The organism is Jeotgalibacillus proteolyticus (assembly GCF_002926065.1).
GTDB lineage: Bacteria > Bacillota > Bacilli > Bacillales > Jeotgalibacillaceae > Jeotgalibacillus > Jeotgalibacillus proteolyticus.
Genome location: NZ_PREZ01000003.1, coordinates 408693 through 433816, shown reverse-complemented (window position 1 = coordinate 433816; position 25124 = coordinate 408693). Strand labels below are relative to the sequence as shown.

The window sequence follows — 25124 nt, the reverse complement described above, 5'->3', positions numbered from 1 at the left end:
AAAAATCCGTATGGATTGCAAAAATACCAGACAAACTACCCTCAGACCACAAAAGGAGGGCTCTTCTATTATGCAAAATCAAAGTCAAAATCAACCACAATCCAATATGCCTCACTCAGAAAATGTTTCACAGCCGCTTAATCATGGCGGTCATGAAATGTTTGATGTGCAGGAGGTATTGTCCACCTCAATCGGCGTGCTGGATCAATACACGATGTACCGTCAGCATGCAAAGGATCAGAGCCTGGTTGATATCATCGACCGGCAGCATGCATTTATACAGGAGGAGTATAATGTAACGCTCGAGGTCTTTCGCACAGGAGCAAAGCCTTCTAAATCGATCGTGACCTATGATATGAACATGGAAAAAGGAAATGACACGGTTTTCGGACTAACTCAAACACCGCCTAAAAAACCGATACAATCCGTTAATGAAATCAATGACCAATCCGTTTCAGGCTATATGCTTGGACTTATAAAATCAGGCGCATCCTTAAAAGCAATGACCGCACTTGAAATGACCAACCCGGTGCTAAGACGAGTCGTTGCTGACAGCGTTCCTAACTGGATTGAAATGGCCTACGAAATTTTCCTCTACCAAAACAAACGCCATTACTACCAGGTTCCACAACTATCACAGGGGGACATGCAGCAGATCCTAAGCTCCTTCGCACCTGCCCCAGGACAAGCCGGAACTAACGGAAACATGATGCAATAACCCACTGCCAAAAAGCCAATCCTTTGCCCTGTACTATTAAGGTGAAGGATTGGCTTTTTAATTCGGGTGGTGCCCGGGTGGTGCCTGTCACCACCCGAATCCGCGCGAATTAAGTCGAATTACGGGTGGTGACAGGCACTAATCGAATACGCTCGAAATACGTCGAATGCAATTCGTATTGAATTTTTCATATTCATAGTTAGTTAAGAGAGGTTAAATTGGTCTCAGGCCTGATGTTATTGTAAGGTCATGAAAAAGGGATATTTATGATGGAGGATTAAGTGAATTTGAAAAAACTTTCCTATAAATAACCTAAAAGGAGAGAAAGCGCATGGAAGATAAGGACTTCAAAAAGAAGCTGGCTGGGGAAAAGGCTGCTGAATTCGTTAAGGATGGTATGGTTGTCGGACTTGGCTCAGGCTCAACGATGTACTGGACAATTAAAAAAATAGGCGAACAGGTGAGTGAAGGTATAGCCATTCAAGGTATTCCTTCCTCTGTCCAAACTGCCAACTGGGCAAAGGAATTCGGCATTCCTTTAACTGATTTTTCAAAGGTGAAGCAGGTAGATCTTGCGATAGATGGAGCCGATGAAATCGATCAAAACTTTGACCTTATAAAAGGGGGAGGGGGTTCTCTTGTAAGAGAAAAAATCATCGATTCAGCTGCAGGACAGCTGATTATTGCCGCTGATGACAGCAAGCTGGTTAAAGCCCTCGGAGCATTCCCTTTACCGGTTGAAGTAGTGCCCTTTGGCTATGAAATCATAAAGGAAAAGATCGCCCGTTTAGGCAGCGAACCGGTCCTGCGATCTCAGAATGGAAAGGCATTTGTCACTGATAATGGAAACTATATTTTAGACTGTCTGTTCTCTGAAATAACTGATCCCAAGAAGCTGCATAACCTGCTTAAATCAATGGTTGGAGTAGTGGAAACAGGACTGTTTATCAATATGACTGACATGGTTATCATCGGGAAGTCTACTGGAACTGAAATTCTTCATAAGAGCAGACAGAATAAAAATTAAAGATTCATCCAGCCTTTAAATCCAGAATTAAAAAAGAACCAGCGTCTAGGCTGGCCCTTCTACAAATTCCGACAAATTAGAACAGGTGCCAGGCACTCCCCGATGTGCTGTTCGACAAGTGCCTGGCACCACCCGACTCCTGGCACCACCGGACTCCGTCACCTCATCCCTGGTACTCGTAGTAATCCTGGGAGTGGTAGTTTTTGAAGCCGCAGGATTTGTAGAGCTCAAGGGTGTGCAGGTTGTCTGCCTGGACTTCGAGATGGATGTCTCGTCCTTTGTCAGCTTCTTTTTGAAGTATTTGCTGGAGGGCGCTGCGGCCGATGCCTTTGCCCTGGTATTCCGGCAGGGTGGCGAAGCCGTAGATCCAGGCTTCGGTTTCAGATTTGATGATTCTGATTTTCCCGACTGCAGTTCCTTCGTGTTCAATGGAGTAAGAGGTTTGGTTTTTTTCGGTGCTGTGCCTTTTCTCGTGTTCCTCAGCATCTTCGCGGGGTACATTAAAGGCCTCAACATCCAGTCTGATTCGCAGTCCGCTTTCTTCCGGTAAAGCCTTTCTTACACTAGCCTGGCTGGAAGGATTAAGCTCTTGCGGGTGCCATTTCATTTGGTATTCAGAGAATTTATATGTACATGGAATGCCCGATAAAAATCCTTTCCCGGATGCGGAACCGGTAGGGGAGTTTAGCAGAATTTCCTTGTACGGCTGTTCCCTCATGTAAATCGCAGCTTCTTTAAATAGCCCGCTGAAAATGCCTTTTCTTCTGAAGTCAGGGTGAACCATTCCACACACCTCTGCTGTTGAGCCAAAGGCATACACACCTAAAAAGCCAACCAGCATCTCCTTGTCTAAGGTCCTGAAAACCTTCACTCCTCCAGGATTGTCCATTTCCAGCCAATCTTCATTTAATTTTAGTTGAACACCGTCAAACGCTTCAGCTGTTTGCTTTAAATCGTTGATTTTTTCCAATTCTATTTTTGAAAGCATTTAAATAGCCTCCTTTAATAAATGATTCGCCACTCCTCTTTAAAAATGAAGCAGATAGGAGAGGGTTATATAAGCTTCCCGAATATAAATATAAATCATGGCAAGGACTACTCCAAGAGTAATCATTTCTATATAGGTTGTAGTGCTTGAAAAAATAACTGTTATCTCGATTCAAAGCAGACAATCACTCCAAATCAGTTGGAGAATGGACGGAAAATAAAAATTAATTTACTTGTAGGATATGTCTTTATTTAAGTGAAATTTAGTAAAAAATCAATCGATTAATTTAGTGAACATAATACTCTTAAAAATTTTCAGCGTTTGGTTTTATTTTGTGTAAGGGGGGTAAATATTCAATGTGACCACGTAAACCAACGGTGAAGTAGCAGGGAAGTCCCGCAGGATGGAACGCTATTTCGACGAATTGTAGTGATAGTCAAAGATAGATTTGCTTTCTTATCTTACCGAAGTAGCAGCAAAAGGTAATGAATTAAAATTTAATGACAAGAAAGCAAATCTTCTTGCATGACTTAAAAAGTCCAAAAAATTATATAACAATAATGTAGGCCTTTATCAGCTTGAGCTGGTTGAGGTTTTTTTGCGCGCAAAATGTCGAAAAAGGGAATTTATCGACAAAAGTTTTTTTGAATTTTTTTTGCTGAAATATCTCTATGAGGTCTTTCGAATCATTGGATATTTTCTATTTATTTCCATAATTTGTTATAAAAATGAAAATATCCGATTGCTTTCTTTTTTTAAGTTTTTAAATAAATAATGTTATTTAAAAATAATATAAGAAAATCCAAACCAAATTGGTCGGTTTTTACAACGATCTGGACAAATGAGATCTACACAAATGGTTAGTAAAAAACTGACCAAACGGATAAGCTGCAAAAAAATAGTTGTCATTAAAAACAGCTGCTTCTGCTCATAAAAAAAACAGACTCCAGGAAATTGGAGCCTGTCTTTGGTCTATTTTTAATGATATCCAGCTACAGGCGCTAGCTCCTCGAGTCCTAAGCCACCCTCCACAGAAGGCAAAAAGCGCCTTCCTGTGCAGGTCGTCTTGTGCTTGTCGGAGATGAACGAGCGCCTTTCGCTTTTAATGTCATACAAGTGAACTTTTAATGGACATTTCAACAAGTGATTGCCAACGAATATATGCCATTAATACTTCCGGCGTCTTTTTAATGGAATCGACCATATTTTGAACCCGCTTTAGCATATGGAAAAGTACCCGGCTATTTGGTTTGTGGGAAAGAACTTCTCTTTCAATGGCCTTGACAGCATGCTGAAGTCTCTTTATATCGTATGGCGAACAGTGTTTGCAGCTTCTTAGCTCTTCTGTCAGTTGGGATGATGCAACCTTGATGCAATTCACTACAGGTTCTACTGTTTGCTGAGTGTAATCTTGTTCTAACTGTTTTTGGAAATAAGTATAGTCAATCATTGTAATCTTCTCCTAAAGTTAATTTTAGTTTAGTTTACCACCATCTAATATGAGTAAAACGGGTATTATTTCCTAACATAAAATGGTGAACATATTTGTGTCGAATAAAATAGAAAATCCCTAATTATAGAAATTATTCTAATTTAATTAAAATTTAAGGAAGAAAGAGAAAAAGTGCTTCAGGCAATCTTATTGACAAAGAGCTGATCCCGTTCTACTATTAGTTACAATAAGTAACTTGATTAAATACAAATTCTTACGCACAAAAATAAAGATATGCCAGGAGGATAAGCCATATGACTTTTCATCACTATCCCGCAACCTACGTAGGTGAAGCAGCTATTAAAGTGCAAAATCTGGACCGTTCAATTACATTTTATAATCAGGTTCTGGGCTTTCAGTTAAAGCATAAAGACCACTCAAGAGCCTCTTTAACAGCCGATGGAAGTAATACGCTTATAACGCTTTATGAGCCTGAGTTTCCTATACCAAAAGAGCCGAATAAAACAGGTCTTTACCATTTTGCCCTGCTGCTGCCTAACCGCTCACAGCTCGCTGGTTTAGTGAAACACTTAGTAAAATATGGGGTTAAATTAGGTTCCGCTGATCATTTAGTAAGTGAAGCGTTTTACTTTGATGATCCGGATGGGAACGGAATCGAAGTGTATACAGATCGTAGTCCGGAGCTTTGGAGCTGGCATAATAGCGAGGTTCAAATGGCAGTAGATCCGATCAATCTCGAAGACCTTTTCAGCGAACCTGAAGAGGAATGGAATGGGCTTCCTGAGAACACTCTTATGGGCCATATTCATCTTCACGTTTCTGAGCTCGTAAAGACGGAGGAGTTTTATGGAAAAGGCCTGGGCTTTGCCACAGTAAGCAAATTAGGAAAACAGGCAATTTTTATGTCTACTTTAAATTATCATCACCACATTGGACTTAACACATGGAATGGCGAAGGGGCAGCTACTCCCTCTAAAAATAGTCCCGGTCTTGACTGGTTTTCAGTGGTGTACCCTGATGCAGAAACCAGAAGATCAGCTATTGAACGTTTAGAGGAATTGGGGTACAGCATAAAAGTTAAAGAAGACATAGCAATTGTATGGGATCCTTCCGGCAACCAAATACACTTAAAAATTAGGATGCCCAACTAGAGTAAAATTATTAAGTAATATAATTGGAAGGAAATTGGAGGCTTGACATCGAATATATAGGGAATTAAGTTAAAACGATCCTCTTTTTGGTAAAGCCTTGCGATGCACTCAACTCTAAGTGTGAGGAGGAAACAAGATGGACGAAATAGGTTTAATTCCGTATCAAATAGAAGAAGTTTACCCTGTCTCCAAATCAAATATTCCAGAAGGTATTCAAATGATTCAGGCTCCCGCTGTATGGGACGAAGCAGATTATGGTGCAGGCCAGGTAATCGCAGTTATTGACACAGGATGTCAAACTGACCATCCAGATCTTGCAGCACGTATTATTGGGGGACGCAATTTCACTAGTGACTATGGAGGAAATCCTTCAAATTTTAACGATAATAATGGTCATGGAACTCATGTAGCCGGAACAATAGCGGCATCAACGATCAGAGGAAATGGAATTGCCGGTGCAGCTCCAAAAGCCGGACTGCTGATTTTAAAGGTTTTAACCGGCAGCGGCAGCGGTGATTATCAATCGATTATTGATTCTATTTATTACGCTATTGACTGGAGAGGACCAAAGGGAGAAAAGGTTTGTGCAATGTCTATGTCTCTCGGCGGACCAACTGATCATCCAGATCTCCATAAAGCGATAAAACGGTCGGTTGAAAAGGGAATTCCTGTCATATGCGCTGCAGGAAATGAAGGTGACGGCCGTCCGGATACAAATGAATTTGCTTACCCCGGGGCATATAAAGAAGTCATTCAGGTCGGAGCTGTTGACTTGAATAGGGAATTGGCGCAATTTAGCAACACGAATGATGAAATTGACCTGGTAGCTCCTGGAGTGAACATCCATTCCACTTATTTAGATGGAAAATACGCAAACCTCTCAGGTACATCCATGGCTACTCCGCATGTATCAGGTGCCATTGCACTGGTTAAAAACATTGCAGAAGGACGCTTTAAACGGAATCTGACTGAAGCTGAGCTTTATGCCCAGCTCGTAAAAAGGACAGTTCCGCTCGGCTATCCAACAACAGCTGAAGGCAATGGACTTCTTTCATTAGGTATTCTTGATCAATATGATAAATTCCTGAATCGGCAGGTTAACCGCCAAAGATCAATGCGGCGGAGAAGGTAAAAGGGGATAAAATAAGCTCACCTGTTTAGGGTGGGTTTTTTCTTTACTTTTAAAAGAATCAATCTCTTGACAATATACCTAAGGGGGTATAAAATCGGTTGTATTGAACAGATAAAAGGAGGCAGGAAAGATAAATGAATTACGATGATAAAGTAAAAAACAGGGTCAAGCGTATTGAAGGGCAGTTAAAAGGAATTCTTCGAATGATGGAAGAAGGACAGGACTGCAGAGAGGTCATCACCCAGCTTTCTGCAACCCGAACTGCCATTGACCGTACAATGGGTGTAATCGTCAGCTCTAACCTGGTTGAATGTGTAAGAAAAGCAAATGAAGATGGAGAAGACACTGATGCATTGGTTCAAGAGGCTGTGAATTTGCTTGTAAAGAGCAGATAAAATAGAAAGGTTGACCAGCCTTTTTATTTAAGTTAACATATACCCCTAGGGGTAAAAAATTTAAAATCAAAATACCCAACGGGGTAACTAGGAGGAAAAAGAATGCCTGAACAAAAGAAGAAAACGACAATCGTTTTATTCAGCGGGGATTACGATAAAGCAATGGCTGCTTATATTATTGCAAACGGTGCTGCAGCTTATGACCATGAGGTAACCATTTTTCACACATTCTGGGGATTGAATGCGCTTAGAAAAGAAGAGTTAGTCCCCGTAAAAAAAGGTTTACTTGAAAGTATGTTTGGTAAAATGATGCCTCGCGGAGCAGATAAAATGGGTCTTTCCAGAATGAATTTTGGAGGATTGGGTCCAAAGATGATCAAGCATGTGATGAAGAAGCACAACGCGATGACGCTTCCGGAATTGATCGATTTGGCAAAGGAGCAGGATGTGAAGCTCGTTGCCTGTACAATGACGATGGATCTTTTAGGACTTCAAAAGGAGGAGCTTGTTCACGGGTTAGATTATGCAGGTGTGGCGGCTTACCTTGGTGATGCTGAAAAAGGAAATGTAAATTTATTTATTTAAAGGGGTGCAGGAATGGGAACCGTAATGTGGATAGGAGCGACCTTCCTATTGTTGGTTTTTGTAGTAAAAAAAATGATCCCTGTTAAAGGAATTAATCATATAACGGCTGATGAGCTTCAGTCTTATTTAATACAGAGAGATAAACACTTTATAGATGTCAGAACACCAGGTGAATATAAAAGGGGCTATATTCACGGATTTAAAAATATTCCCCTGAACGATTTAAGCAGCCATATGGACGAGCTTGATAAAAATAAAGAAGTGCTTGTGATGTGCCAAAGCGGCATGAGAAGCATGAAAGGTGCTTCCTCACTGAAAAAGCATGGATTTTTAAATGTAACAAATGTAAAAGGCGGTATGACAGCCTGGAAAGGGAAGGTTGAAAAAGGATGAGAGAGCGAACACCAATTGAAGTAGAAGCGTTATTAAAGAAAAATCCGATCCTTATTCTTGATGTACGGGAAGCGGAAGAAGTAGCGCAAGGAAAGATCCCGGGTGCTATTCATATACCCCTGGGGCTATTGGAATACCGTTTAAATGAACTCCATAAAGACAAGGAATATACAGTTGTTTGCCGCTCTGGCGGAAGAAGCGGGAGAGCAGTTCAATTGCTTGAGAGCCGCGGCTATAATGCTGTTAATATGAACGGCGGAATGATGGCTTGGGAAGGTCCGGCAGAATAATTTTTTAAGGAGGAAAAAATATGATCAAGGCTAACGAAGTAGTAGATGCAAAAGGACTTGCGTGTCCAATGCCGATTGTTAAAACAAAAAAAGCGATGACTGGCTTAGATGCAGGGCAGGTCATGGAGATTCAGGCAACTGATAAAGGCTCAACGGCTGATTTAAAAGCGTGGGCTGAAAGTGCGAATCATCAATACCTTGGAACGATCGAAAATGGAACAGTACTCCACCATTATTTAAGAAAAGCAGCTGAGGATGAAGCTGTAGAGAAATGTCACGAAGCAACCGTTTCAAATGAAGAGCTTTTGCAGGTGTTACAAAAAGAAGAGGCAGTCATTATTGATGTAAGGGAGCAGGCGGAATATGCATTTAGCCATATACCGGGAGCCGTGTCTCTGCCGCTTGGAGAACTTGAAGAAAAAATTGGTAAGCTTGATAAGACTAAGGAAACATATGTGGTTTGCAGAACAGGCAGCAGAAGTGATTTAGCTGCTCAAAAGCTTACCGCAGCAGGTTTTAAAAATGTACTAAACGTCGTCCCTGGCATGAGTAAGTGGGAAGGCCCGGCAAAATCCTTATAAAAAATTTTAATCTAGAAAATACCTTAGGGGGTAATTTTGATGAGTATAACACCTATGTCAGCAAAACAGCTTGCTGAAAAGGTCATAACAAAAGAAAACTTATTTATTTTGGACGTTCGGAATACAGACAGCTATGTGGATTGGAAAGTAGAAGGTGAAAAGGTTCAATCCATTAACATTCCTTATTTTCATTTATTAGATGGCGTAGAAGCTGTGTTAGAGCAGATTCCAGAGGGTCAGCCAATTTTGGTTGTTTGTGCAAAAGAAGGCTCCTCCGTAATGGTTGCTGAAATGCTCGCTGAAGAAGGAAGGGAAGTATTCTACCTTCAAGGGGGCATGAAAGCGTGGAGTGACAATTTGAGACCTGTAAAAATTGGGGATTTAAATGGGAATGGAGAGCTTTATCAATTTGTCCGCTTAGGCAAGGGCTGTTTGTCGTATATGATTGTGTCTCATGGAGAAGCGGTCATCATTGACGCAACGCGGATGACGGACGTCTACCTAGAGTTTGCCCGTTTAAAAGGAGCTGAGATCAAGCACGTTCTTGATACTCATTTACATGCTGATCATATATCTGGCGGAAGAAAAATTGCTGAAGCAGCAGGGGGCGTTTATTGGCTGCCTCCAAAGGATGCTGTCGATGTCCCGTTTGAATATGAGCCCTTAGAAGACGGGAAGAAGATTACGGTTGGAGCATCAGTCATTGAGATACAGGCGATCTATTCACCTGGACATACAATCGGGTCTACATCTTTTATCGTGGATCATTCTTATCTTCTTTCCGGAGACATTTTGTTTGTTGATTCAATCGGAAGACCTGATCTGGCTGGGCTTGCTGAGGATTGGGTAGGTGATCTGCGCAATACCCTTTATAGCCGATATAAGAAACTTTCCAAGGAGCTGGTTGTCCTTCCTGCTCATTTTATGGTGATGGAAGAGCTCAATGAAGATGGTAGTGCAGCCCGTAAATTAGGTGAGCTGTTTAAAGAAAATCACGGATTGAATATTGAAGATGAAAAAGAATTCAGAGAAAAGGTAACCGGCAATCTACCACCCCAGCCAAATTCCTATCAGGAATTTCGTGAAATTAATTTAGGAATTTTGGAAAAAGACGAAGAAGAACAGCGTGAAATGGAAATTGGACCTAACCGCTGTGCGATCCGCTAAAATTATGAAAATATAGGAGGCTACATCATGAATGTATCAAAAGTGTTAGACGCAAAAGGATTGGCATGCCCAATGCCAATCGTAAAAACAAAGAAGGCAATGGCAGAACTTGAAACAGGCGAAATTATTGAAATTCACGCGACAGATAAAGGAGCTAAAAATGACCTTGCAGCATGGACTGCTTCAGGCGGCCATGAACTTATAGACTCTTCAGAAGAAGGGGATGTACTGAAGTTCTGGATTAAAAAAGGGTGACGGATAAGAGGCTGGGATATAAAAATAATTTTTAAAACGTGAGGTGAACGGAGCGGAAGGGGGCGACTCCTGCGGGATGAAGCGGGTGCTTGAGATCCACTTGCTGAAAGCAAGTTAGCGAAGGGCCCCGTCCCGCGGAAAGCGTCCCCCTGAAGCGCAGTGAACCGGGTTTAGGAGGTTTAAATACATTTGTTCCAGTCTTTTCCCTGTCAAGGAGGCAGCAGGTAATGGATATTGGCTTTATTTTGGTGATATTTTTAATCGCCTTTGCAGGCTCCTACATTTCCGGAATGCTTGGAGTCGGTGGTTCTATTATTAAATACCCCATGCTTCTATACATCCCGCCGATGTTTGGACTGGCGGCTTTTAGCGCGCATGAAGTTGCCGGGATCAGCGCTGTGCAAGTATTTTTTGCAACCATTGCCGGCGTATGGGTCTACCGAAAAGGCGGTTATTTAAATAAAAAGCTGATTGTTTACATGGGAATCAGTATATTAATCGGAAGCTTTGTTGGAGGTTATGGCTCGAAGCTGCTTCCGGAAGAAGCAATTAATATTGTTTATGGAGCACTCGCTTTGATTGCTGCAGGAATGATGTTCATTCCTAAAAAAGGGCTGGATGATAAAGCGTTTGATGAGGTTGAATTTAATAAACCGCTCGCAGCTTCCCTCGCCCTTATTGTCGGTATAGCAGCAGGGATCGTTGGGGCAGCAGGAGCTTTTTTGTTAGTGCCGATTATGCTGGTTGTGCTTAAAATACCGACCCGCATGACCATTGCTTCGTCACTTGCTATTACTTTTATTTCTTCTATCGGGGCAGCAGCTGGGAAAATAACGACTGGTCAGGTAGATTATTTTCCTGCGCTGATCATGGTCGTTGCCAGCCTGATTGCTTCTCCACTAGGAGCGATGATGGGGAAGAGAGTGAATACCAAAATTCTCCAGATCATCTTAGCGATTTTGATTTTAGCAACAGCCATTAAAATATGGCTGGACATTCTTTTTTAAAAGGTCCGTTCCTATTACTGGGGACGGATTTTTTCTTGATTTTTAACTCCAGCCGTCAGCTCCCCGAAGTCATAAGCTACAATGCAATTATTTCTATCCATGATCTGTTTGAAAGGGGGCATATTAAATAGCAGGGGGTGAGTGTTTTGGGAAATCCAAAGAAAAACAGCAAAGCCTTCGTTCCTAGTCACCTGGGAACCCAGTCGAAAAATCCAACGAAAACGAACAAAGGAAAAATGCTGGACAAAACCGGAAAACAGCCTGACGTTACCAACGGATAAAAAACTGGGAGGTAGAATCCTTTGACTAAACAAGACAAACAAAACCAAAAGAACCACCGTGAAAAAGTAAAGAAAATGCAGGAAATGGTTAACAACACCCTGCAAAACGTATACGACACCGAGGTTGCTATCGAACATGAAGACTGCGCAGCCAAAGTCCAAAAATGCAGAACCAAAAACATCCAGCGCCTCGAAAGCGTAGAAGACGCAAGAAGAGAAATTGAAGAAGAACGATCGTATCTGTAAACCAAAGCACACTACTAAGGCGTGCAAACGCGCAAAGTCGTTTAAAAACGGAGGAGATACGATGCGTAACAAAGCAAAAAACTTTCCAGAAATGACGATGAATGGTGAAGCAGGCAAGGCTCGTGCAAAGCCCGAATTCGCCTCCAAACGTGCAGACGGAACCATCAACACCCGTCCTCAGGACCGGATGGAAGCTTCCAGCCATCGCTCTCTATTCAACGACGATAAAGGCGAATAGCTGATGTACAGTTCGACAAGTGCCTGTCACCACGCCTGTCACCACGCATGAAAAGTAAAAGAATGAGGTGATTAAGATGGGAAAAGATAGACAGGAGAAGAAGCTTAAGAAGGAGAAGAAGGTGCAGTCTGATCGGGACCAGTCTCTTCATTATCCTGGTGCTGCTGGGTCAGAGAAGGATGGAGGAAAGTCAGAGGTTATTGAACAGTAATAAAAAGGGCCGCTTCCATTGGTTTTGTGGAAGCGGCATTTTTTATCTTACTATAAAAAAAGGTACATTTTCTGCTCCGGTTAAGCGAGCATAGGTGAATAGTTGGCCTTTGTGATGAATTTCATGTTCTTTTCCATTTTCAAGGAGTAATTCTCCTGTGAGGGTAGAGCCATAAAAATCCACTTTCTGCTCCAGCTGCTCAGGTGTGATTTCTTTTAAGGCTGAAATGGTCTCCTCTGTACTAGCCTGAAGATAATCCTTCAGCTCTGTCACTGAATTAATCATCGTGTTTTGATCAGGAGGCGTGAACTCCCCATTTTTTACGGTTTGCACAAACATCCCCGTTGACCCGCCAATATGGGTGACAAGTTCTGCAAAAGACATTGCCCCGTCCCAGGGTTTATAGTGAAGGTTCTCATCTTCAATAACATCGATAAGTTCAATAAGCGCTTCTCTGTGGCTTAACCAGCTTTTTAAGTATTCATCAATTTTAGCCATATGTATCCCTCTTTTCTTTTTATGGTTGTCTAGAGTATAAACAACCCTTATTCTCAATGCCAAAATTTTGATTTCTAAGAGGTTTTTAATTCTAGAGATGGGGAACGTTACAAGGGAAGGAAAGGACTGGGTAGAGTGGTGTCAACAATACTTATAGGGGTAACTATTCTTTATCTTTTAGTGAACCTTTATTATTTTATAATCAATAAATCATTTAAACAAAGCTATTTTAGTTCTACACTATTTTACAAATTATTCTTCGTTCTTTTAAGCATTACTTTTGGCTTTGCCCTACTTTATTATTTTTTAGGGTTTAATGAAGATCTATTAACCATTAGTGACTATACTGGCGATCCGGTAGAAAGAACATTCTCGAATTACCTTTACTTTAGCGGAGTCACAATCCTATCTGTAGGATATGGTGACCTTGTTCCGGTAGGGACCGCCAGATTCTTTGCCCTCATTGAGGCAAGTCTTGGGTTTTTGCTGCCAACAGCTTATTTTATGAAGGCGTTAAGTTCCTCATCTGATGGAGATGCTAATGATGACTGATCATTTAGGGTTTTAGGTAGTAAAAGTTAAATCTAAATAAATTCAATGAAAGCGAGTGATGATCATGAAAGACAAGCTAATACCTGTCCTATCGATTAAAGCCGGTTCAGAAAAAGATGTAGCATCAGATGTCTTTATGTATACCAATCAGGTAGTGAATTTATTTTTTGTCACGACGGATAAAACCGCTAATTCATGGGTTCTCGTTGATGCGGGAATGCCAAAGTCTGCTGAAAAAATTAAGGAAGAGGCAGAAGAGCATTATGGAGAAGGAGCTAAGCCTCAAGCCATTATTCTGACTCACGGGCATTTTGACCACGTTGGAGCAGTGGAGGAGCTGGCAAGGGAATGGGACGTACCTGTTTACGCTCATACATTGGAGAAGCCATATTTAACAGGGGAGCAGGACTATCCTGAGCCGGATCCGAAAGTGGATGAAGGCCTGGTTGCAAAAATGGCGCCAAAAATGTTTCCGAATGAAGGAATAAATCTTGGAACTCAGCTCCAGCTTCTTCCTGAGGACGGAAAGGTGCCATTTCTAGATGAGTGGAAATGGGTTCATACGCCGGGGCATACACCTGGACATGTGTCATTATTCAGAGAAAGAGACCGCTTTTTAATTGCAGGGGACGCATTTGTAACCGTGAAGCAGGAATCGCTTGCGAAAGTGGCTATGCAAACGCTCGAAATCAGCGGACCGCCAAAATATCTCACAATGGATTTTCAGGCTTCATGGGATTCTGTTCGTAAGCTTAGGGACCTCGAACCATCCGTCGCTGTAACTGGTCACGGCAGACCAATGGAGGGCGGCACCTTATCTGAAAGCTTAGAAAAACTCGTAAATAATTTTGAAGAAATCGCCATGCCTGATTAATTCATTTTGGCTCCTCTGCAAAAGCAGAGGAGTTTTTTAGTGAAGTAGGAGCTGGCATGAACTACACCAATCAAATAAAAAGACTGTTCAATAGCAGCTTTCTGCTGAACAGTCTTTTTACATTATCTTTTCCGTGCTGTTTTTAAAATAAAGCTGACAATCAAGATAAGAATGATTGCTCCAATCAACGCAGGAATGATCGCAATATCAGCAATTTCAGGTCCAAGATCTCCCATAATCATATCCCCGATCCAGGCACCGATAATCCCGGCAATGATGTTCCCAATAATGCCTCCAGGAATGTCTTTGCCCAAAATGATTCCTGCAATCCAGCCAATTAATCCGCCGACAATCAGATATAAGATAAAGCCCATTTATTTCACCTCCATTAACTTCTATTTGGTGTAGCTTTCCCGGAAAAGTATAAATATATGTACTTCTTCATTTACATATCGTGGTGTGTGAAAGGGAAGGCTAAACAAAAACCAGGGAAGGAGGAATAGACAATGGGTTCTCTAAAAAAAGTGGCAGGAATTCTTTTTGCCGTTGTTATATTGACCGCGTGCAATACAAATAATCTGAATGAGTCTCAGGAGGATCACCCTTATAAACAAAAGGAGGGAAGCGCCAATATTCTTGAGCGCGACCGGGAGATTTTAGATAACCGTGATGACGGAACCTACATTGACGCAGATGATGGAGGAACCGAAGCAAACAACGACCCATGGGATGGGATTGGCGGAGAAGAAACAGATAATGAACGATAAATTGACCAGCAGCTTCTATCTCTAAAAGATGAAGCTGCTTTTGTATTTTCTTTACCTATTGGTTCTGCTTTCCATTACAATTAGCTTAAAGAGGTGAGGATGGAATGGAGCTTAAAGGAATTAATCATTTGCTGTTTTCAGTATCTAATTTAGAAAAATCGGTTAAATTTTATGAAACGGTTTTTGATGCAAAGCTTCTTGTAAAGGGGAGGAGTACGGCCTATTTTGATTTAAACGGCATCTGGCTTGCGTTAAACGAAGAAAAAAATATTCCCAGAAATGAAATTCATCACTCTTATACGCATATTGCCTTTTCGGTCGAAGAAAAGGATTTTGACCATACAGTCCAAATGCTCTCCAGTTTAAAGGTGTCTATACTTTCTGGAAGAGAGCGGGATGAGAAAGATAAGAAATCAATTTATTTTACTGATCCGGATGGGCATAAATTTGAATTTCATTCAGGAACCCTGCAGGACAGGCTTGATTACTATAAGGAAGAAAAAACACATATGACATTTTATTAATTGAAGAGGAGGACGGGTCATGCTAACACTGCAGCGATATAAAGAGCTATCCGTATTTAAAAATGAAGTGGTTTCCTTTTTGGAAAATCATGAAGTGGAAAATAATTTGTGTCTGGGAATTTTAGAATCCCTTACCCCAGGAGTAGATGAGCCGATCCTTATGGCTGCTGTAAAAAAACATGGCCGGCTGGCTGTTGTTTTGCTTCAAACAATCCCGGAACAAGTGATTCTGTCTAAATCAGAAGGACTTGATGATCGGGATTATACAAAAATAGCCCAATTAATGGACGGTCTCGATATTCCAGGGTTTGTCGGTGAAAAAAATCTTTCCATGTCCATCATGAAATACATAGGGAATAAACAAGGTAAAGACTACAGAGTTCAGATGAACCAGCGCATTTACAAGCTGGATAAAGTGAAAAAAGATCCCGGGACAGACGGCAGCCTCCGTGTACTAACCTCTGAAGATCTGAACATTGTGGAGGAGTGGGTGTACAACTTTCACATTGACTGTAATATGCCTATTAAGAAGGAAACGGTAAAAGAAAAAACCCTCATGATTCTTGAGAAAGGCAGATTTCATGGCTGGGAATCAGGAGGGAAGCTCGTTTCTGTTGCTAATATTGCGCGCCCCACAAAAACAAATTGCACCGTCACACTTGTCTATACGCCAAAAGAGCTGCGAGGGAACGGATATGCTTCGAGCTGCGTTTCAGCTCTGACAAAAAAGATGCTGAATGAAGGGTTTCAAACCGCCAGTCTTTATACGGACCTGGACAATCCAACCTCCAATAAAATCTACATGGAAATTGGCTATGAGCCGATTATGGACTCAATAGCGGTTCATTTTAAGTAATCAATAACAGGATCTATGTCTTAATGCTCACCGCCTCCAATATGCAAAGTTCATAAGATCTTCTCGATTTATGCGCTGAATAAGGGAAATTAGGGTATATCTAAGGAGATACGCTAAAATCTGAAGGAGGCGCATAATGACGAAATTATCGAATGAATATATAGAAGAAATAGTTAAAGCTTGCAGACCCTTTGCCGCAAAAGGAAATGTGATCGATCATATTCCGGGGCTTGATCAATCCAGCCTGACAGATCTTGGTGTAACAATCGTCACGCTTGATGGAGAAACGTATTCAGCCGGGGAGGACCATCACACTTTCTCTTTTCAAAGTATCTCAAAAGTGATTACCCTGTTAATGGCGCTGGAGGATTTCGGAAAAGACATTGTGTTTCAAAAGGTAGGTATGGAGCCAACGGACGATTTTTTTAATTCAATTTCAAACCTTGAAGATTATGAGGGAAAGCGGCCATATAATCCTTTAATCAATTCGGGAGCTATTGCGACAGCCAGTTTGATAAAAGGGGGCTCCGTTGATGAGCGATTTGACCGGGTACTTAGCTTTCTTCAGAAGATAACCGAAAACAAGGATATCAACATGAATCAGGAGGTTTATGATTCTGAAGTGAAAAATGGTTCCAGAAATAAAGCATTAGCTTATTTCATGGAAAGCACCGGCGTCCTTTCAAATCAGGAATCAGATGATGCCCTCGATTTGTATCACCGAATGAACTCCATTGAAATTAACTCACTTTCACTTGCTAAAATTGGCTGCTTTTTATCCAACCACGGCAGACTCATCGGCAGAAAAACGCAGCTTATTCAAGCGGAGCATGTCCGGACGGTAAAGGCGATCATGCTAATGGCCGGGATGTACAATGAGTCGGGAACCTACGCAGTGGAGGTTGGTTTTCCTTTAAAAAGCGGTGTTTCAGGAGGCATTGTCGGCTCAGTTCCCGGAAGTATGGGAATCGGCATAATTGGGCCCGCTATTAACAAAAAAGGAAATAGCTGTGCAGGGGGAGAAGCGCTTCGCATCCTGTCTCGCGATCTGATGCTGAATATTTTCCACGATAAAAATGTTAAAAATTTATAAATGAAAGAGCCTCAGCTTTTGCTGAGGCCCTTTTATTTTTTCGAAAATCCCTTACTTTATGTTTATTTCCAGCTTCTCGAGTCCTCTTAATAAAAACTGTTCCCGCCATTTCGGCTCTGCTCCTTCAGAGAGAGTTATGGAAGGAAAAGCAGAAAGCAGTTTTTCGATGGCAATTTTTCCTTCTAAACGGGCAAGCGGAGCGCCAAGACAAAAATGAATGCCAAACCCGAAGGCGACATGAGCATTTTGAGCTCTTTTTATATCAAACAGATCAGCGTGTAGGAATTGTTCTTCATCCCGATTGGCCGAGCTGATGGAGGCAAGTACGAAATCCCCTTTACGAAAGGTTTTTCCGTGAAACTCCATATCCTTTTCTGCCCACCGCGCAGTTGAAAAATCAACGGGGCTGTAATAGCGAAGCCCTTCTTCAATTGCAGGCTCCACTAAAGAATGATCAGATTTCAACAGATCGAGCTGTGAAGGATTCTGAAATAGCGCATAAACCGTATTGGAGATAAGATTTACCGTGGTTTCATGCCCTGCAATAATTAGCAGCACAATCATCGAGTAAAGCTCATCCCTATTCAATTTTTCTCCCTCTTCTTCTGCCTGCAGGAGCTTTGAAATTAAATCGTCCTGAGGATTAGCCCTCCGCTCATCAAATAAGTAAGTGAGGTAATCGATAAACGCACCTACATCCTCTGTAAATTCCGCCTGAAATTCATCAGAAGAAGCAAGGATCGTATTCGACCACTTTCGGAATTTATCCCGATCCTCTGTGGGCACTCCGAGCATTTCACTGATTACAATGATGGGAAGGGGAAATGCTTACGCATCGATCAGGTCAACCGGTCCGTTCTGCTTGCTCATTTCTTCAATCAGTTCATCAGCAATTTCGTGAATTCTTGGTTCCAGTTGCTTTATTGTTTTAGGATTAAAAAACGGCTGTACAAGCTTTCTCAGTCTCGTGTGATCAGGCGGATCTGCATCAAGCATCATATTCCTGAAAATCTTAATAATTCGGCCCTCATCCCCTTCATAGGATGGGCTGTCAAAAAGCTTTGACTGATCTTTAATAAAACCCGGATGCTTTAAAAGTTCTTTGACATGATCATATTTTGTTACCATCCAGGTAGTGCTTTGGTGCTGATTCATAGGGAATACAGGATCATTCTCTCGAAGGTGCTGATAAAAAGGGTAGGCTCCCTTTTTAAAGTTAGATGAATAAACCGTTTCGACATTCTCCAATGCTGATTCCTCCTCTGGTTCTGAGCGGACTTTAGTAAACTGCCGGTCTCAGAATAAGGTAAGTATAAAGCAAAGAAAATCGATCATCAAACAATATATGGAAATATGAAATGAAACTCATAAAAATTTTTTGGCCGGCTCTGAGCAGGATTGATGCAAAATTTTCAAAAAGGAGGATAATAGCTTAAGAGATTAAAGCGGATAAATAGGCTAAAAAACCTTATACGGTAGAATACGTTATGGCAACTGCCTTTACATATTACAAGAGAAAGGTCGCTGGGAAATGAATGCACTTACTGGAAGAAAACGTCTGCAATTTGCTTTACTATTAGGCGCGCTTGGAGCGCTCGGTCCGTTAACCATTGATATGTACCTGCCTGCATTTCCGATGATTGCTCAGGAGCTCGGCACAAGTGCTTCCTATGTTCAATTGAGCTTAACTGCCTGCCTGCTCGGGCTTGGAGTAGGGCAGCTGATTATGGGACCGCTAAGTGATGTACATGGAAGAAAAGCACCGTTGCTAATCGGCATGGTCGCTTTTTTAATTGCTTCATTTTTAATTTCTTTTTCACCAAATGTCCTGTTTTTAATTGCTGTCCGCTTCCTGCAGGGTTTTTCTGCAGCAGCAGGGATTGTGATTTCACGTGCAATTGTCAGAGATACATACAGTGGTCCTGAGCTGACCAAGTTCTTTGCGCTATTGATGCTGGTCAGTAATCTGGCACCGATTCTAGCGCCAATTGCAGGCAGCGGGGTGCTGCTGTTTACAGATTGGAACGGGATATTTATTGTTCTCTCACTTATCGGTCTCCTGTTATTTGGCATTATCGCAATGAGATTTAAAGAGACACTGCCTCCGGAGCAGCGGGTTTCAAGCAATATTGGGCAGACATTAAGAAATTTCAAGTCTCTTCTGACTGACCGTCAGTTTGCAGGATATGCACTAGCTCAAGGGCTGATGATTGCGGGGGTATTTGCCTACGTGTCAGGAACTCCTTTTGTCTACCAGAATATTTATGAGGTTTCACCTCAGCAATTCAGCCTGTTATTTGGGATGAACGGTATTGGCCTTATCATCGGAACTCAAATCGTTGGAAGGCTCGCTCATATTATCCCGGAGCGCCAATTTTTACTTATTGGATTATCTCAAGCCTTTGTTGTCAGTACTGCGCTTGTGATTGCTGTGCTTCTTGATGGACCGTTTATTTCACTGGCCATTCCTTTATTCTTTTTTGTTATGTCAATTGGGATTGTCGCGACATCAAGCTTTTCACTTGCGATGGAGTCCCAGGGGCATATTGCAGGAAGTGCTTCGGCGCTATTAGGCTTACTGCCATTTTTGCTGGGTTCTATAACTGCACCGCTTGTCGGGATTGCTGGAGAATATACGGCTGTTCCGATGGGGATCATCATGTTCACGACAAGCACGCTTGCATTGCTGTCGTATTTTGGTCTTGCAAGGAGAGCAGAAAAACAAATCAAAACAGAAGTATAAGGTGGAAAAACCCGTTTCTCATAAGCGAGAAGCGGGTTTTTCTTTGTTTTCCGGAACGCTGCCTGTATAAATGGATTGCGGCCGGAAGATTCTGTTATCCTGTGATTGCTCAATAATATTGGCGGTCCAGCCTACCATTCGGCTTGCCGTAAAGGTTGGTGTGAACAGCTCTGAAGGAAGTTCAACGGCTTTAAGAATGGCAGCCGCGTAAAACTCTACATTTGTGTAAAGCCTGCGTCCCGGCTTATAGTAATCCAGCAGTCTGAGAGCAATTTCCTCCACATGATAGGCGAGATCAAGCCATGAATTTTCGCCGGCAAGCTGCTTCGTCATTTCTTTAAGCGCTTCGGATCTGGGATCTGTGGTTTTGTATACACGGTGGCCAAAGCCCATAAGCTTTTCTTTATTCTCAAGCTTGGCGGTGATCCATGCCTCCGCACGCTCCTTTGACCCAATGTCATTCAGCATATGGGTAACCTCGCTTGGAGCCCCGCCATGAAGTGGGCCTTTCATAGCACCTATTGCCCCTGCAACACTAGAGATAAGATCAGATTCTGTAGAAGCGATGACGCGTGAAGCAAACGTAGAAGCATTCATACCATGCTCCATCGTAAGAATACAATAAACAGTCAGCGCTTTAATCTGAGTTTCACTTGGCTGTTTTTCATGAATCAAATACAAATAATTTGCAACATGATCCAGGGAATCATCAGACTTTAATGGTTCTTTTCCGGCAAGATAGGCCATGCGTGAAGCGATAATAACGGGAACAGTACTTGTTGCGGCAACCGCCTGCTCAATCGTCGGCGGCCAGGAAAAGAATGTATTTTCAAGAGACGATAAACAGGTTCTGATCACGCCCATCATGGACATGTCCTGAGGAAGCTCCTTTAAAATTTTTCTTGTATGCTCAGGAAGCTCCCGACCCTTGCGAAATTGCTGGCTGAGTTCGGCAAGCTCGTTTTGATCGGGAAGGTGACCGTTCCATAATAAAAAACAGACCTCTTCAAACGTATAGGCAAGAGAAAGCTCTTTGGCATCATACCCCCGATAGATCAGCCGGCCATTTTGACCGTCAACTAAACTGATTTTTGTATCAGTAGCGACGACCCCTTCAAGCCCTTTACTCCATTCTGGTGCAGTCATTCAGCTCACTCCTTTTAGACTTCTTATCTATACTTTATTAAAAAGAACCGATTATTAAAATTAAAGATTTAGTGAGATAATGATTATAAATCTTAATCAAAGACAGGAGGATTCTTTATGAATATAAGCTGGCTTCGCACATTTATTACAGCCGCTTCCTGTGAAAATTTCCATAAAACCTCAGAAATCCTGTATTTATCACAGCCTACTGTGACGGTTCATATTAAGCAGCTTGAAAAGGAGCTGGGCATTCCGCTTTTTATAAGAAAAGGGAGAAACGTCAGGCTTACATCGGAGGGACGGGGATTTTTAGCTCATGCGGTTTCAATTGTTGATGAGGTAGAAAAGAGTCAAAAGCAAATAGAGCAGCTGCGTCAGGGCTATAAAAACACTTTAACGGTCGCGGTGTCTCCTCTGATTGCTGCAACGTATCTGCCTTATTGGGTAAAAACGTTTCTGAAGGAATACAAGGAAACAGAAGTTATTATTAAGGTCGCTGAATCGGACATGATCAGCGGTGAAATCGAAAGAGGCTCAGCAGATGTCGGCTTATCGAGAATGAAAACAAATATGCTCGGTCTGACGTGTGAGAAGCTGTATGAGGAGCCCTTAGTGGTGGCGGCACCGCATGATGGAAGGGAGCCTGAAAATGCGTACCCTCTTGAACTCGGGGAGTTAATCGAGAAGGAGTATTTGCTGACGCATAATCATCCTGAATATTGGGAGCCGGTGCTACAGGCGCTCAAGCATCATTACCCGGTTATTCGCACGATGAAGATCTCACAGGTTCATGTGACGAAGCGGTTTATTGAAGAGGGGATAGGGTTTTCGATTTTGCCAAGATCGGTTGTGCGGCGTGAGCTTGCTGAAGGCCGGGTGCTGGAGGTGTTTTTGGACCGCCAGCTTAAGCTTCCTTCGTCTTCGACTTATTTGGTAAAAAAGGATGGGTTAAAAGAAGTGGATGATTTTATTGGTGTGGTGAAGCGGTTGATTTAGTTTTGCAGTAATCTTTTTGGGGAATTTATTTTCTTCTTTGAAAGTAGAATGGTAAGAGTAAATGCCTAAAGGGGATTCCTCTGCAAATAACCAGGTTTTTGGGGTGGGTGTTTAATGCAGGTGATAAGGGAGAGTGAAGGATGTCTAAAGGTGCCTGGAAAATTTGCTTTTTAATCTATATGGTACTGCTGTTGAATTTTGTTGTTATTAAGTTTAATGGGAATATCAATGAATTGATTGATACGATCCAATCAAATAAGCAATGGAGAGAGCAAGGGGAGGCAGCAATTAACTTAGTTCCATTTAGAACATTTGATATTTACATAAATAATATTAATTCCGGCTTTGCATACAAAAATATTTTAGGGAATATCATTCCTTTTATTCCTATGGGATTTTTGATTCCTGCGGCTTTTTTCTCTAAAATGAAAATTTTAAAAACGCTGTTTTCCTGCTTTGTCGTGATATGCAGTATAGAGATTGTGCAGCTTACCTTATACTTAGGCAGTTTCGATATAGATGATATTATTTTAAATCTACTGAGTTGTATTATAGGGATTTTATTATTTGTGATCAGTCGAAATTTTAAAGTGGTATCTTGAAGCTTTTTGCAACCTTGTAAATCCCTTTGAACCACAAGTGTTAAGGGGGAAATGCCTATAAAGGGTCAGTTGATTTCCGATGCGGAGGGGATGCTTTCCGCGGGACTGTCCCTTCGCTAACTTGCTTTCAGCAAACGTATCTCAAGCTTTCGGAAATTTTGTACGCTAAGCAGAGATAATCAATCAACATTCAAGGAGAAAACATAACCTGCAGTACCATGATCCCAGTAAGGTATATACTCCTATATTTTCTAAAGAAGCTACTCGAATAACAGTAAGCTCTACCAGAGGCGGCAAAATTATTCCCACATATAATCCTGATAATTATCTTTTGCCACCTTAACCCATTCTGATCTCTCCTCATCCCATTCGAGCACTAAAATTTCCCCATAATACCCCGAATTTTCCGTCGTTTGGATAATAGCAATCCGTCCGTCTCCCAGTGAGACTACTTCTTCTTTCAGTGACTCTTCCAGGTACGGCTCTTGATCATAAATTACTTCCGATCCCGCCGGCTTTAAGGCAATAATTAGTAAACAAATAAAAATTCCTATCAACGACCTGCTGGACCGCGGTCTTTCCTTCTCCATTCTATATATTCCCCTTTTTCATTATTTGAATTTAATTATTACATATTTTGTATCTTATTTGTGCTGATTTAAGGTAATCACAAAAAAGAAGTCCGACAAATAGCCTGTAATATTATTGGAAAAAGCAAATTCGATTCCAACTTATTTGAACTTAAAATAGCAGGAGATAAGGACTGACTAAGAGAGTCAATTACTGGATTCTTCACTTATAACACTAAAGGGACGAAGCACATCACCCATCTCCACCCAAGTTAATTGCAGTGGAAGGGGGCGACTCCTGCGGGCTGAAGCGGAAGCGTCCCCCTGAAACGGAAATCAACCCCATGGCTCTTATTGGAATGAACTGGATATCCTAACTGGTACTCAACCACCGTTCTACAGAAGAATTAAAAATTTTACAAAAATTGAGGTTTAGCAGGAGAAGAAGAGAGGTAACGTAGTTTAGCCACTTCTATCACATATAAAGGAGATTACTAGATGAAGAAAATAGTAAAACGTTCGATTGTCATGCTTTCAGCACTATTATTGGTCACAGGCTGTGGGGATGATGAGGATACGCCTCGGGCTGCGGAAGGTCAGGTTGAGTTAGATTTTTGGACATTTTGGGGATCAGAAACCAGACGGCCGATAATTGAAAAAATGATAAATGATTACAATGAGTCCCAGGATGAAGTATTTGTTAAACATACCTTCCTGCCATGGGGAGATATTTGGACAAAGAACCTGGCGTCAATTGCTGCCGGCAACCCTGCAGATATTATTGTAAACGATATCAATTCAGTAGCGCAGCGGGCAGACAATAATCAGGTTACGGACTTATCTACATATATTGATGACGAATTTATGGATCAGTTTTATCCTAATCTACGAGAGACCGTGGAAGTAGAGGACGGTACATATGCTGTTCCGTTTAATACAGATACACGGGTTCTTTTCTATAATAAAACAGCCTTTGAGGAAGCGGGCCTGGATCCTGAACAGCCGCCTGAAACATGGGAGGAACTTGAAGAATATGCAAAGCAGCTTGATATAAAAAATGGGGACCGTTATGAACAAATTGGTTTTTACCCTCTTTGGGGAAGCTTCGGTGCAGATGCCTGGATGACGAATGCAGACGATGGCAGGGGCTTTGTTGAGGACGGGGAAGTCACTGTAAACACGGAGAAAAAGGTAGAGGCGATGGAATGGGTTGCCCAGTGGAGAGAACGCTACGGAGGACAGACGATTGATGCTTTAACGGCCGAATTTGGCAGCGAGCAGGCAAATCCTTTCATTAATGGTCAGGTAGCGATGTGGGTGGATGTTGGAACCTTCTACACTCAAATTCGTGACTACGGCGACGGGATGGACTTCGGTGTCGCTTCAATTCCTGCCTTTGACGAATCCTCTGATAACTGGAGTACTGGCGGAGGATTTGTTGTGGAAATTCCTGCAGGGTCTGATCATCCCGAAGAAGCAATGGACTTTATCGAATATATAACAGGAGAAGAAGCTCAAAAATACTGGGCTACCGAAAATTTCGATAATGTAGCGAATATTGCAGGCTCTGAAGCAGCGCTTGAAGAGCTTGAAGGACAGGAGCAGGAAGTATTCAGCTTTTTAAATGACAATCTGGCTGTCACAAGGACTTATCCTTTAACAATAGAGTATCCTGAGACGGTTACGAAAATTAATCCAATTGTTGACCGGATTATGCTTGGAGAACTCGAACCAGGAGAAGGACTTGATCAGGCTCAAAAATCAATAGAACAAGACAAGAGATAGA

General features: G+C 41.9%; 34 protein-coding genes. 26 read left to right on the top strand and 8 right to left on the bottom strand.

Features of this window, described 5'->3' with window-relative positions; all coding sequences use genetic code 11:
- The first annotated feature begins 70 nt into the window (after nucleotides 1-70).
- Both C4B60_RS09195 and rpiA read left to right on the top strand, forming a co-directional pair.
- On the top strand, nucleotides 71-718 hold the full coding sequence (locus C4B60_RS09195) for a spore coat protein (protein ID WP_104057698.1): 648 nt from the start codon (nucleotides 71-73) through the stop codon (nucleotides 716-718).
- A gap of 331 nt (nucleotides 719-1049) precedes the next feature.
- Nucleotides 1050-1745: a ribose-5-phosphate isomerase RpiA gene (rpiA, locus tag C4B60_RS09190; RefSeq protein ID WP_104057697.1), complete on the top strand. Its 696-nt coding sequence runs from the start codon at nucleotides 1050-1052 to the stop codon at nucleotides 1743-1745.
- A gap of 163 nt (nucleotides 1746-1908) precedes the next feature.
- On the opposite strand, the gene C4B60_RS09185 is transcribed toward rpiA, so the two are convergent.
- Nucleotides 1909-2733, bottom strand: a complete 825-nt coding sequence (locus tag C4B60_RS09185; RefSeq protein ID WP_104057696.1) for a GNAT family N-acetyltransferase — start codon at nucleotides 2731-2733, stop codon at nucleotides 1909-1911.
- 1108 nt (nucleotides 2734-3841) lie between these two features.
- Complete coding sequence (locus C4B60_RS09180) at nucleotides 3842-4183, bottom strand: hypothetical protein (RefSeq protein ID WP_104057695.1); 342 nt, start codon at nucleotides 4181-4183, stop codon at nucleotides 3842-3844.
- Nucleotides 4184-4479: 296 nt separating this feature from the next.
- On the opposite strand from C4B60_RS09180, the gene C4B60_RS09175 reads away from it, so the two are divergent.
- From C4B60_RS09175 to C4B60_RS09110, 14 genes are all read left to right on the top strand, one after another.
- Nucleotides 4480-5337, top strand: a complete 858-nt coding sequence (locus C4B60_RS09175) for a VOC family protein (protein ID WP_104057694.1) — start codon at nucleotides 4480-4482, stop codon at nucleotides 5335-5337.
- Between the two features lie 136 nt (nucleotides 5338-5473).
- Nucleotides 5474-6469 carry a S8 family peptidase gene (locus C4B60_RS09170; RefSeq protein WP_104057693.1) on the top strand — a complete coding sequence of 332 codons (996 nt, stop codon included), beginning with the start codon at nucleotides 5474-5476 and terminating at the stop codon, nucleotides 6467-6469.
- A 134-nt stretch (nucleotides 6470-6603) separates the two neighbouring features.
- Nucleotides 6604-6864 carry a metal-sensitive transcriptional regulator gene (locus C4B60_RS09165; RefSeq protein ID WP_104057692.1) on the top strand — a complete coding sequence of 87 codons (261 nt, stop codon included), beginning with the start codon at nucleotides 6604-6606 and terminating at the stop codon, nucleotides 6862-6864.
- A gap of 102 nt (nucleotides 6865-6966) precedes the next feature.
- Entirely contained in the window at nucleotides 6967-7449 is a 483-nt protein-coding gene (locus C4B60_RS09160; protein WP_104057691.1) for a DsrE/DsrF/DrsH-like family protein, read from the top strand.
- Nucleotides 7450-7461: 12 nt separating this feature from the next.
- Nucleotides 7462-7842 carry a rhodanese-like domain-containing protein gene (locus C4B60_RS09155; RefSeq protein ID WP_104057690.1) on the top strand — a complete coding sequence of 127 codons (381 nt, stop codon included), beginning with the start codon at nucleotides 7462-7464 and terminating at the stop codon, nucleotides 7840-7842.
- Nucleotides 7839-8132: a rhodanese-like domain-containing protein gene (locus C4B60_RS09150; RefSeq protein WP_104057689.1), complete on the top strand. Its 294-nt coding sequence runs from the start codon at nucleotides 7839-7841 to the stop codon at nucleotides 8130-8132. The genes C4B60_RS09155 and C4B60_RS09150 overlap by 4 nt, the downstream gene beginning before the upstream one ends.
- 20 nt (nucleotides 8133-8152) lie before the next feature.
- Nucleotides 8153-8713: a sulfurtransferase TusA family protein gene (locus tag C4B60_RS09145; protein WP_104057688.1), complete on the top strand. Its 561-nt coding sequence runs from the start codon at nucleotides 8153-8155 to the stop codon at nucleotides 8711-8713.
- A 39-nt stretch (nucleotides 8714-8752) separates the two neighbouring features.
- Nucleotides 8753-9880 carry an MBL fold metallo-hydrolase gene (locus C4B60_RS09140; RefSeq protein WP_104057687.1) on the top strand — a complete coding sequence of 376 codons (1128 nt, stop codon included), beginning with the start codon at nucleotides 8753-8755 and terminating at the stop codon, nucleotides 9878-9880.
- Between the two features lie 27 nt (nucleotides 9881-9907).
- Nucleotides 9908-10135, top strand: coding sequence for a sulfurtransferase TusA family protein (locus C4B60_RS09135; protein ID WP_104057686.1), 228 nt, complete (start codon nucleotides 9908-9910; stop codon nucleotides 10133-10135).
- Between the two features lie 227 nt (nucleotides 10136-10362).
- Nucleotides 10363-11142, top strand: coding sequence for a sulfite exporter TauE/SafE family protein (locus C4B60_RS09130; RefSeq protein ID WP_104057685.1), 780 nt, complete (start codon nucleotides 10363-10365; stop codon nucleotides 11140-11142).
- A gap of 146 nt (nucleotides 11143-11288) precedes the next feature.
- Complete coding sequence (sspN, locus tag C4B60_RS09125) at nucleotides 11289-11423, top strand: small acid-soluble spore protein N (protein WP_104057684.1); 135 nt, start codon at nucleotides 11289-11291, stop codon at nucleotides 11421-11423.
- Nucleotides 11424-11444: 21 nt separating this feature from the next.
- The gene (locus tag C4B60_RS09120) at nucleotides 11445-11669 is read left to right on the top strand and encodes a hypothetical protein (protein WP_104057683.1); all 225 of its coding nucleotides are present in this window, start codon (nucleotides 11445-11447) and stop codon (nucleotides 11667-11669) included.
- A 61-nt stretch (nucleotides 11670-11730) separates the two neighbouring features.
- Entirely contained in the window at nucleotides 11731-11907 is a 177-nt protein-coding gene (locus C4B60_RS09115) for a small, acid-soluble spore protein K (protein ID WP_104057682.1), read from the top strand.
- Between the two features lie 76 nt (nucleotides 11908-11983).
- A complete protein-coding gene (locus C4B60_RS09110) occupies nucleotides 11984-12118 on the top strand; it encodes a YpzI family protein (RefSeq protein WP_104057681.1) in 135 nt (44 codons plus the stop codon).
- A 42-nt stretch (nucleotides 12119-12160) separates the two neighbouring features.
- Here C4B60_RS09110 and C4B60_RS09105 read toward each other — a convergent pair whose 3' ends face one another.
- On the bottom strand, nucleotides 12161-12616 hold the full coding sequence (locus C4B60_RS09105) for a DinB family protein (RefSeq protein ID WP_104057680.1): 456 nt from the start codon (nucleotides 12614-12616) through the stop codon (nucleotides 12161-12163).
- 138 nt (nucleotides 12617-12754) lie between these two features.
- Between C4B60_RS09105 and C4B60_RS09100 the strand changes: the two genes are divergently transcribed.
- Both C4B60_RS09100 and C4B60_RS09095 read left to right on the top strand, forming a co-directional pair.
- Nucleotides 12755-13168: an ion channel gene (locus C4B60_RS09100; RefSeq protein ID WP_104057907.1), complete on the top strand. Its 414-nt coding sequence runs from the start codon at nucleotides 12755-12757 to the stop codon at nucleotides 13166-13168.
- 64 nt (nucleotides 13169-13232) lie between these two features.
- Nucleotides 13233-14042, top strand: a complete 810-nt coding sequence (locus C4B60_RS09095) for an MBL fold metallo-hydrolase (RefSeq protein WP_104057906.1) — start codon at nucleotides 13233-13235, stop codon at nucleotides 14040-14042.
- A gap of 122 nt (nucleotides 14043-14164) precedes the next feature.
- On the opposite strand, the gene C4B60_RS09090 is transcribed toward C4B60_RS09095, so the two are convergent.
- Complete coding sequence (locus C4B60_RS09090; RefSeq protein WP_104057679.1) at nucleotides 14165-14416, bottom strand: GlsB/YeaQ/YmgE family stress response membrane protein; 252 nt, start codon at nucleotides 14414-14416, stop codon at nucleotides 14165-14167.
- Nucleotides 14417-14548: 132 nt separating this feature from the next.
- Here C4B60_RS09090 and C4B60_RS09085 point away from each other — a divergent pair, with 132 nt between their 5' ends.
- The 4 genes from C4B60_RS09085 (at nucleotide 14549) to glsA (ending at nucleotide 17282) form a co-directional block, all read left to right on the top strand.
- Nucleotides 14549-14809 carry a hypothetical protein gene (locus tag C4B60_RS09085; RefSeq protein ID WP_104057678.1) on the top strand — a complete coding sequence of 87 codons (261 nt, stop codon included), beginning with the start codon at nucleotides 14549-14551 and terminating at the stop codon, nucleotides 14807-14809.
- A 104-nt stretch (nucleotides 14810-14913) separates the two neighbouring features.
- Nucleotides 14914-15333 carry a FosM family fosfomycin resistance protein gene (fosM, locus tag C4B60_RS09080; protein ID WP_104057677.1) on the top strand — a complete coding sequence of 140 codons (420 nt, stop codon included), beginning with the start codon at nucleotides 14914-14916 and terminating at the stop codon, nucleotides 15331-15333.
- A gap of 19 nt (nucleotides 15334-15352) precedes the next feature.
- The gene (locus C4B60_RS09075; RefSeq protein WP_104057676.1) at nucleotides 15353-16189 is read left to right on the top strand and encodes a GNAT family N-acetyltransferase; all 837 of its coding nucleotides are present in this window, start codon (nucleotides 15353-15355) and stop codon (nucleotides 16187-16189) included.
- Between the two features lie 136 nt (nucleotides 16190-16325).
- Nucleotides 16326-17282, top strand: a complete 957-nt coding sequence (glsA, locus tag C4B60_RS09070) for a glutaminase A (protein ID WP_104057675.1) — start codon at nucleotides 16326-16328, stop codon at nucleotides 17280-17282.
- Between the two features lie 51 nt (nucleotides 17283-17333).
- On the opposite strand, the gene C4B60_RS21665 is transcribed toward glsA, so the two are convergent.
- The gene (locus tag C4B60_RS21665; RefSeq protein ID WP_245153920.1) at nucleotides 17334-18077 is read right to left on the bottom strand and encodes a cytochrome P450; all 744 of its coding nucleotides are present in this window, start codon (nucleotides 18075-18077) and stop codon (nucleotides 17334-17336) included.
- A 33-nt stretch (nucleotides 18078-18110) separates the two neighbouring features.
- Nucleotides 18111-18530 carry a cytochrome P450 gene (locus tag C4B60_RS21660; protein ID WP_245153919.1) on the bottom strand — a complete coding sequence of 140 codons (420 nt, stop codon included), beginning with the start codon at nucleotides 18528-18530 and terminating at the stop codon, nucleotides 18111-18113.
- Between the two features lie 283 nt (nucleotides 18531-18813).
- Between C4B60_RS21660 and C4B60_RS09060 the strand changes: the two genes are divergently transcribed.
- Nucleotides 18814-20025: a Bcr/CflA family multidrug efflux MFS transporter gene (locus C4B60_RS09060; RefSeq protein WP_104057674.1), complete on the top strand. Its 1212-nt coding sequence runs from the start codon at nucleotides 18814-18816 to the stop codon at nucleotides 20023-20025.
- An 18-nt stretch (nucleotides 20026-20043) separates the two neighbouring features.
- Here C4B60_RS09060 and C4B60_RS09055 read toward each other — a convergent pair whose 3' ends face one another.
- Entirely contained in the window at nucleotides 20044-21171 is a 1128-nt protein-coding gene (locus tag C4B60_RS09055; RefSeq protein ID WP_104057673.1) for a citrate synthase/methylcitrate synthase, read from the bottom strand.
- A gap of 117 nt (nucleotides 21172-21288) precedes the next feature.
- Between C4B60_RS09055 and C4B60_RS09050 the strand changes: the two genes are divergently transcribed.
- The gene (locus C4B60_RS09050; protein WP_104057672.1) at nucleotides 21289-22167 is read left to right on the top strand and encodes a LysR family transcriptional regulator; all 879 of its coding nucleotides are present in this window, start codon (nucleotides 21289-21291) and stop codon (nucleotides 22165-22167) included.
- Nucleotides 22168-22307: 140 nt separating this feature from the next.
- Nucleotides 22308-22769, top strand: coding sequence for a VanZ family protein (locus tag C4B60_RS09045; protein ID WP_104057671.1), 462 nt, complete (start codon nucleotides 22308-22310; stop codon nucleotides 22767-22769).
- A gap of 299 nt (nucleotides 22770-23068) precedes the next feature.
- On the opposite strand, the gene C4B60_RS09040 is transcribed toward C4B60_RS09045, so the two are convergent.
- Complete coding sequence (locus C4B60_RS09040; protein ID WP_104057670.1) at nucleotides 23069-23359, bottom strand: hypothetical protein; 291 nt, start codon at nucleotides 23357-23359, stop codon at nucleotides 23069-23071.
- 477 nt (nucleotides 23360-23836) lie between these two features.
- Here C4B60_RS09040 and C4B60_RS09035 point away from each other — a divergent pair, with 477 nt between their 5' ends.
- Nucleotides 23837-25123: an ABC transporter substrate-binding protein gene (locus C4B60_RS09035; protein ID WP_245153918.1), complete on the top strand. Its 1287-nt coding sequence runs from the start codon at nucleotides 23837-23839 to the stop codon at nucleotides 25121-25123.
- Nucleotide 25124: the final 1 nt, after the last annotated feature.

Coding starts and splice junctions, on each gene's coding strand:
- C4B60_RS09195 (WP_104057698.1), top strand. CDS start 71: ATGCAAAATCAAAGTCAAAATCAACCACAATCCAATATGCCTCACTCA.
- rpiA (WP_104057697.1), top strand. CDS start 1,050: ATGGAAGATAAGGACTTCAAAAAGAAGCTGGCTGGGGAAAAGGCTGCT.
- C4B60_RS09185 (WP_104057696.1), bottom strand. CDS start 2,733: ATGCTTTCAAAAATAGAATTGGAAAAAATCAACGATTTAAAGCAAACA.
- C4B60_RS09180 (WP_104057695.1), bottom strand. CDS start 4,183: ATGATTGACTATACTTATTTCCAAAAACAGTTAGAACAAGATTACACT.
- C4B60_RS09175 (WP_104057694.1), top strand. CDS start 4,480: ATGACTTTTCATCACTATCCCGCAACCTACGTAGGTGAAGCAGCTATT.
- C4B60_RS09170 (WP_104057693.1), top strand. CDS start 5,474: ATGGACGAAATAGGTTTAATTCCGTATCAAATAGAAGAAGTTTACCCT.
- C4B60_RS09165 (WP_104057692.1), top strand. CDS start 6,604: ATGAATTACGATGATAAAGTAAAAAACAGGGTCAAGCGTATTGAAGGG.
- C4B60_RS09160 (WP_104057691.1), top strand. CDS start 6,967: ATGCCTGAACAAAAGAAGAAAACGACAATCGTTTTATTCAGCGGGGAT.
- C4B60_RS09155 (WP_104057690.1), top strand. CDS start 7,462: ATGGGAACCGTAATGTGGATAGGAGCGACCTTCCTATTGTTGGTTTTT.
- C4B60_RS09150 (WP_104057689.1), top strand. CDS start 7,839: ATGAGAGAGCGAACACCAATTGAAGTAGAAGCGTTATTAAAGAAAAAT.
- C4B60_RS09145 (WP_104057688.1), top strand. CDS start 8,153: ATGATCAAGGCTAACGAAGTAGTAGATGCAAAAGGACTTGCGTGTCCA.
- C4B60_RS09140 (WP_104057687.1), top strand. CDS start 8,753: ATGAGTATAACACCTATGTCAGCAAAACAGCTTGCTGAAAAGGTCATA.
- C4B60_RS09135 (WP_104057686.1), top strand. CDS start 9,908: ATGAATGTATCAAAAGTGTTAGACGCAAAAGGATTGGCATGCCCAATG.
- C4B60_RS09130 (WP_104057685.1), top strand. CDS start 10,363: ATGGATATTGGCTTTATTTTGGTGATATTTTTAATCGCCTTTGCAGGC.
- C4B60_RS09115 (WP_104057682.1), top strand. CDS start 11,731: ATGCGTAACAAAGCAAAAAACTTTCCAGAAATGACGATGAATGGTGAA.
- C4B60_RS09110 (WP_104057681.1), top strand. CDS start 11,984: ATGGGAAAAGATAGACAGGAGAAGAAGCTTAAGAAGGAGAAGAAGGTG.
- C4B60_RS09105 (WP_104057680.1), bottom strand. CDS start 12,616: ATGGCTAAAATTGATGAATACTTAAAAAGCTGGTTAAGCCACAGAGAA.
- C4B60_RS09095 (WP_104057906.1), top strand. CDS start 13,233: ATGAAAGACAAGCTAATACCTGTCCTATCGATTAAAGCCGGTTCAGAA.
- C4B60_RS09090 (WP_104057679.1), bottom strand. CDS start 14,416: ATGGGCTTTATCTTATATCTGATTGTCGGCGGATTAATTGGCTGGATT.
- C4B60_RS09085 (WP_104057678.1), top strand. CDS start 14,549: ATGGGTTCTCTAAAAAAAGTGGCAGGAATTCTTTTTGCCGTTGTTATA.
- fosM (WP_104057677.1), top strand. CDS start 14,914: ATGGAGCTTAAAGGAATTAATCATTTGCTGTTTTCAGTATCTAATTTA.
- C4B60_RS09075 (WP_104057676.1), top strand. CDS start 15,353: ATGCTAACACTGCAGCGATATAAAGAGCTATCCGTATTTAAAAATGAA.
- glsA (WP_104057675.1), top strand. CDS start 16,326: ATGACGAAATTATCGAATGAATATATAGAAGAAATAGTTAAAGCTTGC.
- C4B60_RS21665 (WP_245153920.1), bottom strand. CDS start 18,077: ATGCTCGGAGTGCCCACAGAGGATCGGGATAAATTCCGAAAGTGGTCG.
- C4B60_RS09060 (WP_104057674.1), top strand. CDS start 18,814: ATGAATGCACTTACTGGAAGAAAACGTCTGCAATTTGCTTTACTATTA.
- C4B60_RS09055 (WP_104057673.1), bottom strand. CDS start 21,171: ATGACTGCACCAGAATGGAGTAAAGGGCTTGAAGGGGTCGTCGCTACT.
- C4B60_RS09050 (WP_104057672.1), top strand. CDS start 21,289: ATGAATATAAGCTGGCTTCGCACATTTATTACAGCCGCTTCCTGTGAA.
- C4B60_RS09045 (WP_104057671.1), top strand. CDS start 22,308: ATGTCTAAAGGTGCCTGGAAAATTTGCTTTTTAATCTATATGGTACTG.
- C4B60_RS09040 (WP_104057670.1), bottom strand. CDS start 23,359: ATGGAGAAGGAAAGACCGCGGTCCAGCAGGTCGTTGATAGGAATTTTT.
- C4B60_RS09035 (WP_245153918.1), top strand. CDS start 23,837: ATGAAGAAAATAGTAAAACGTTCGATTGTCATGCTTTCAGCACTATTA.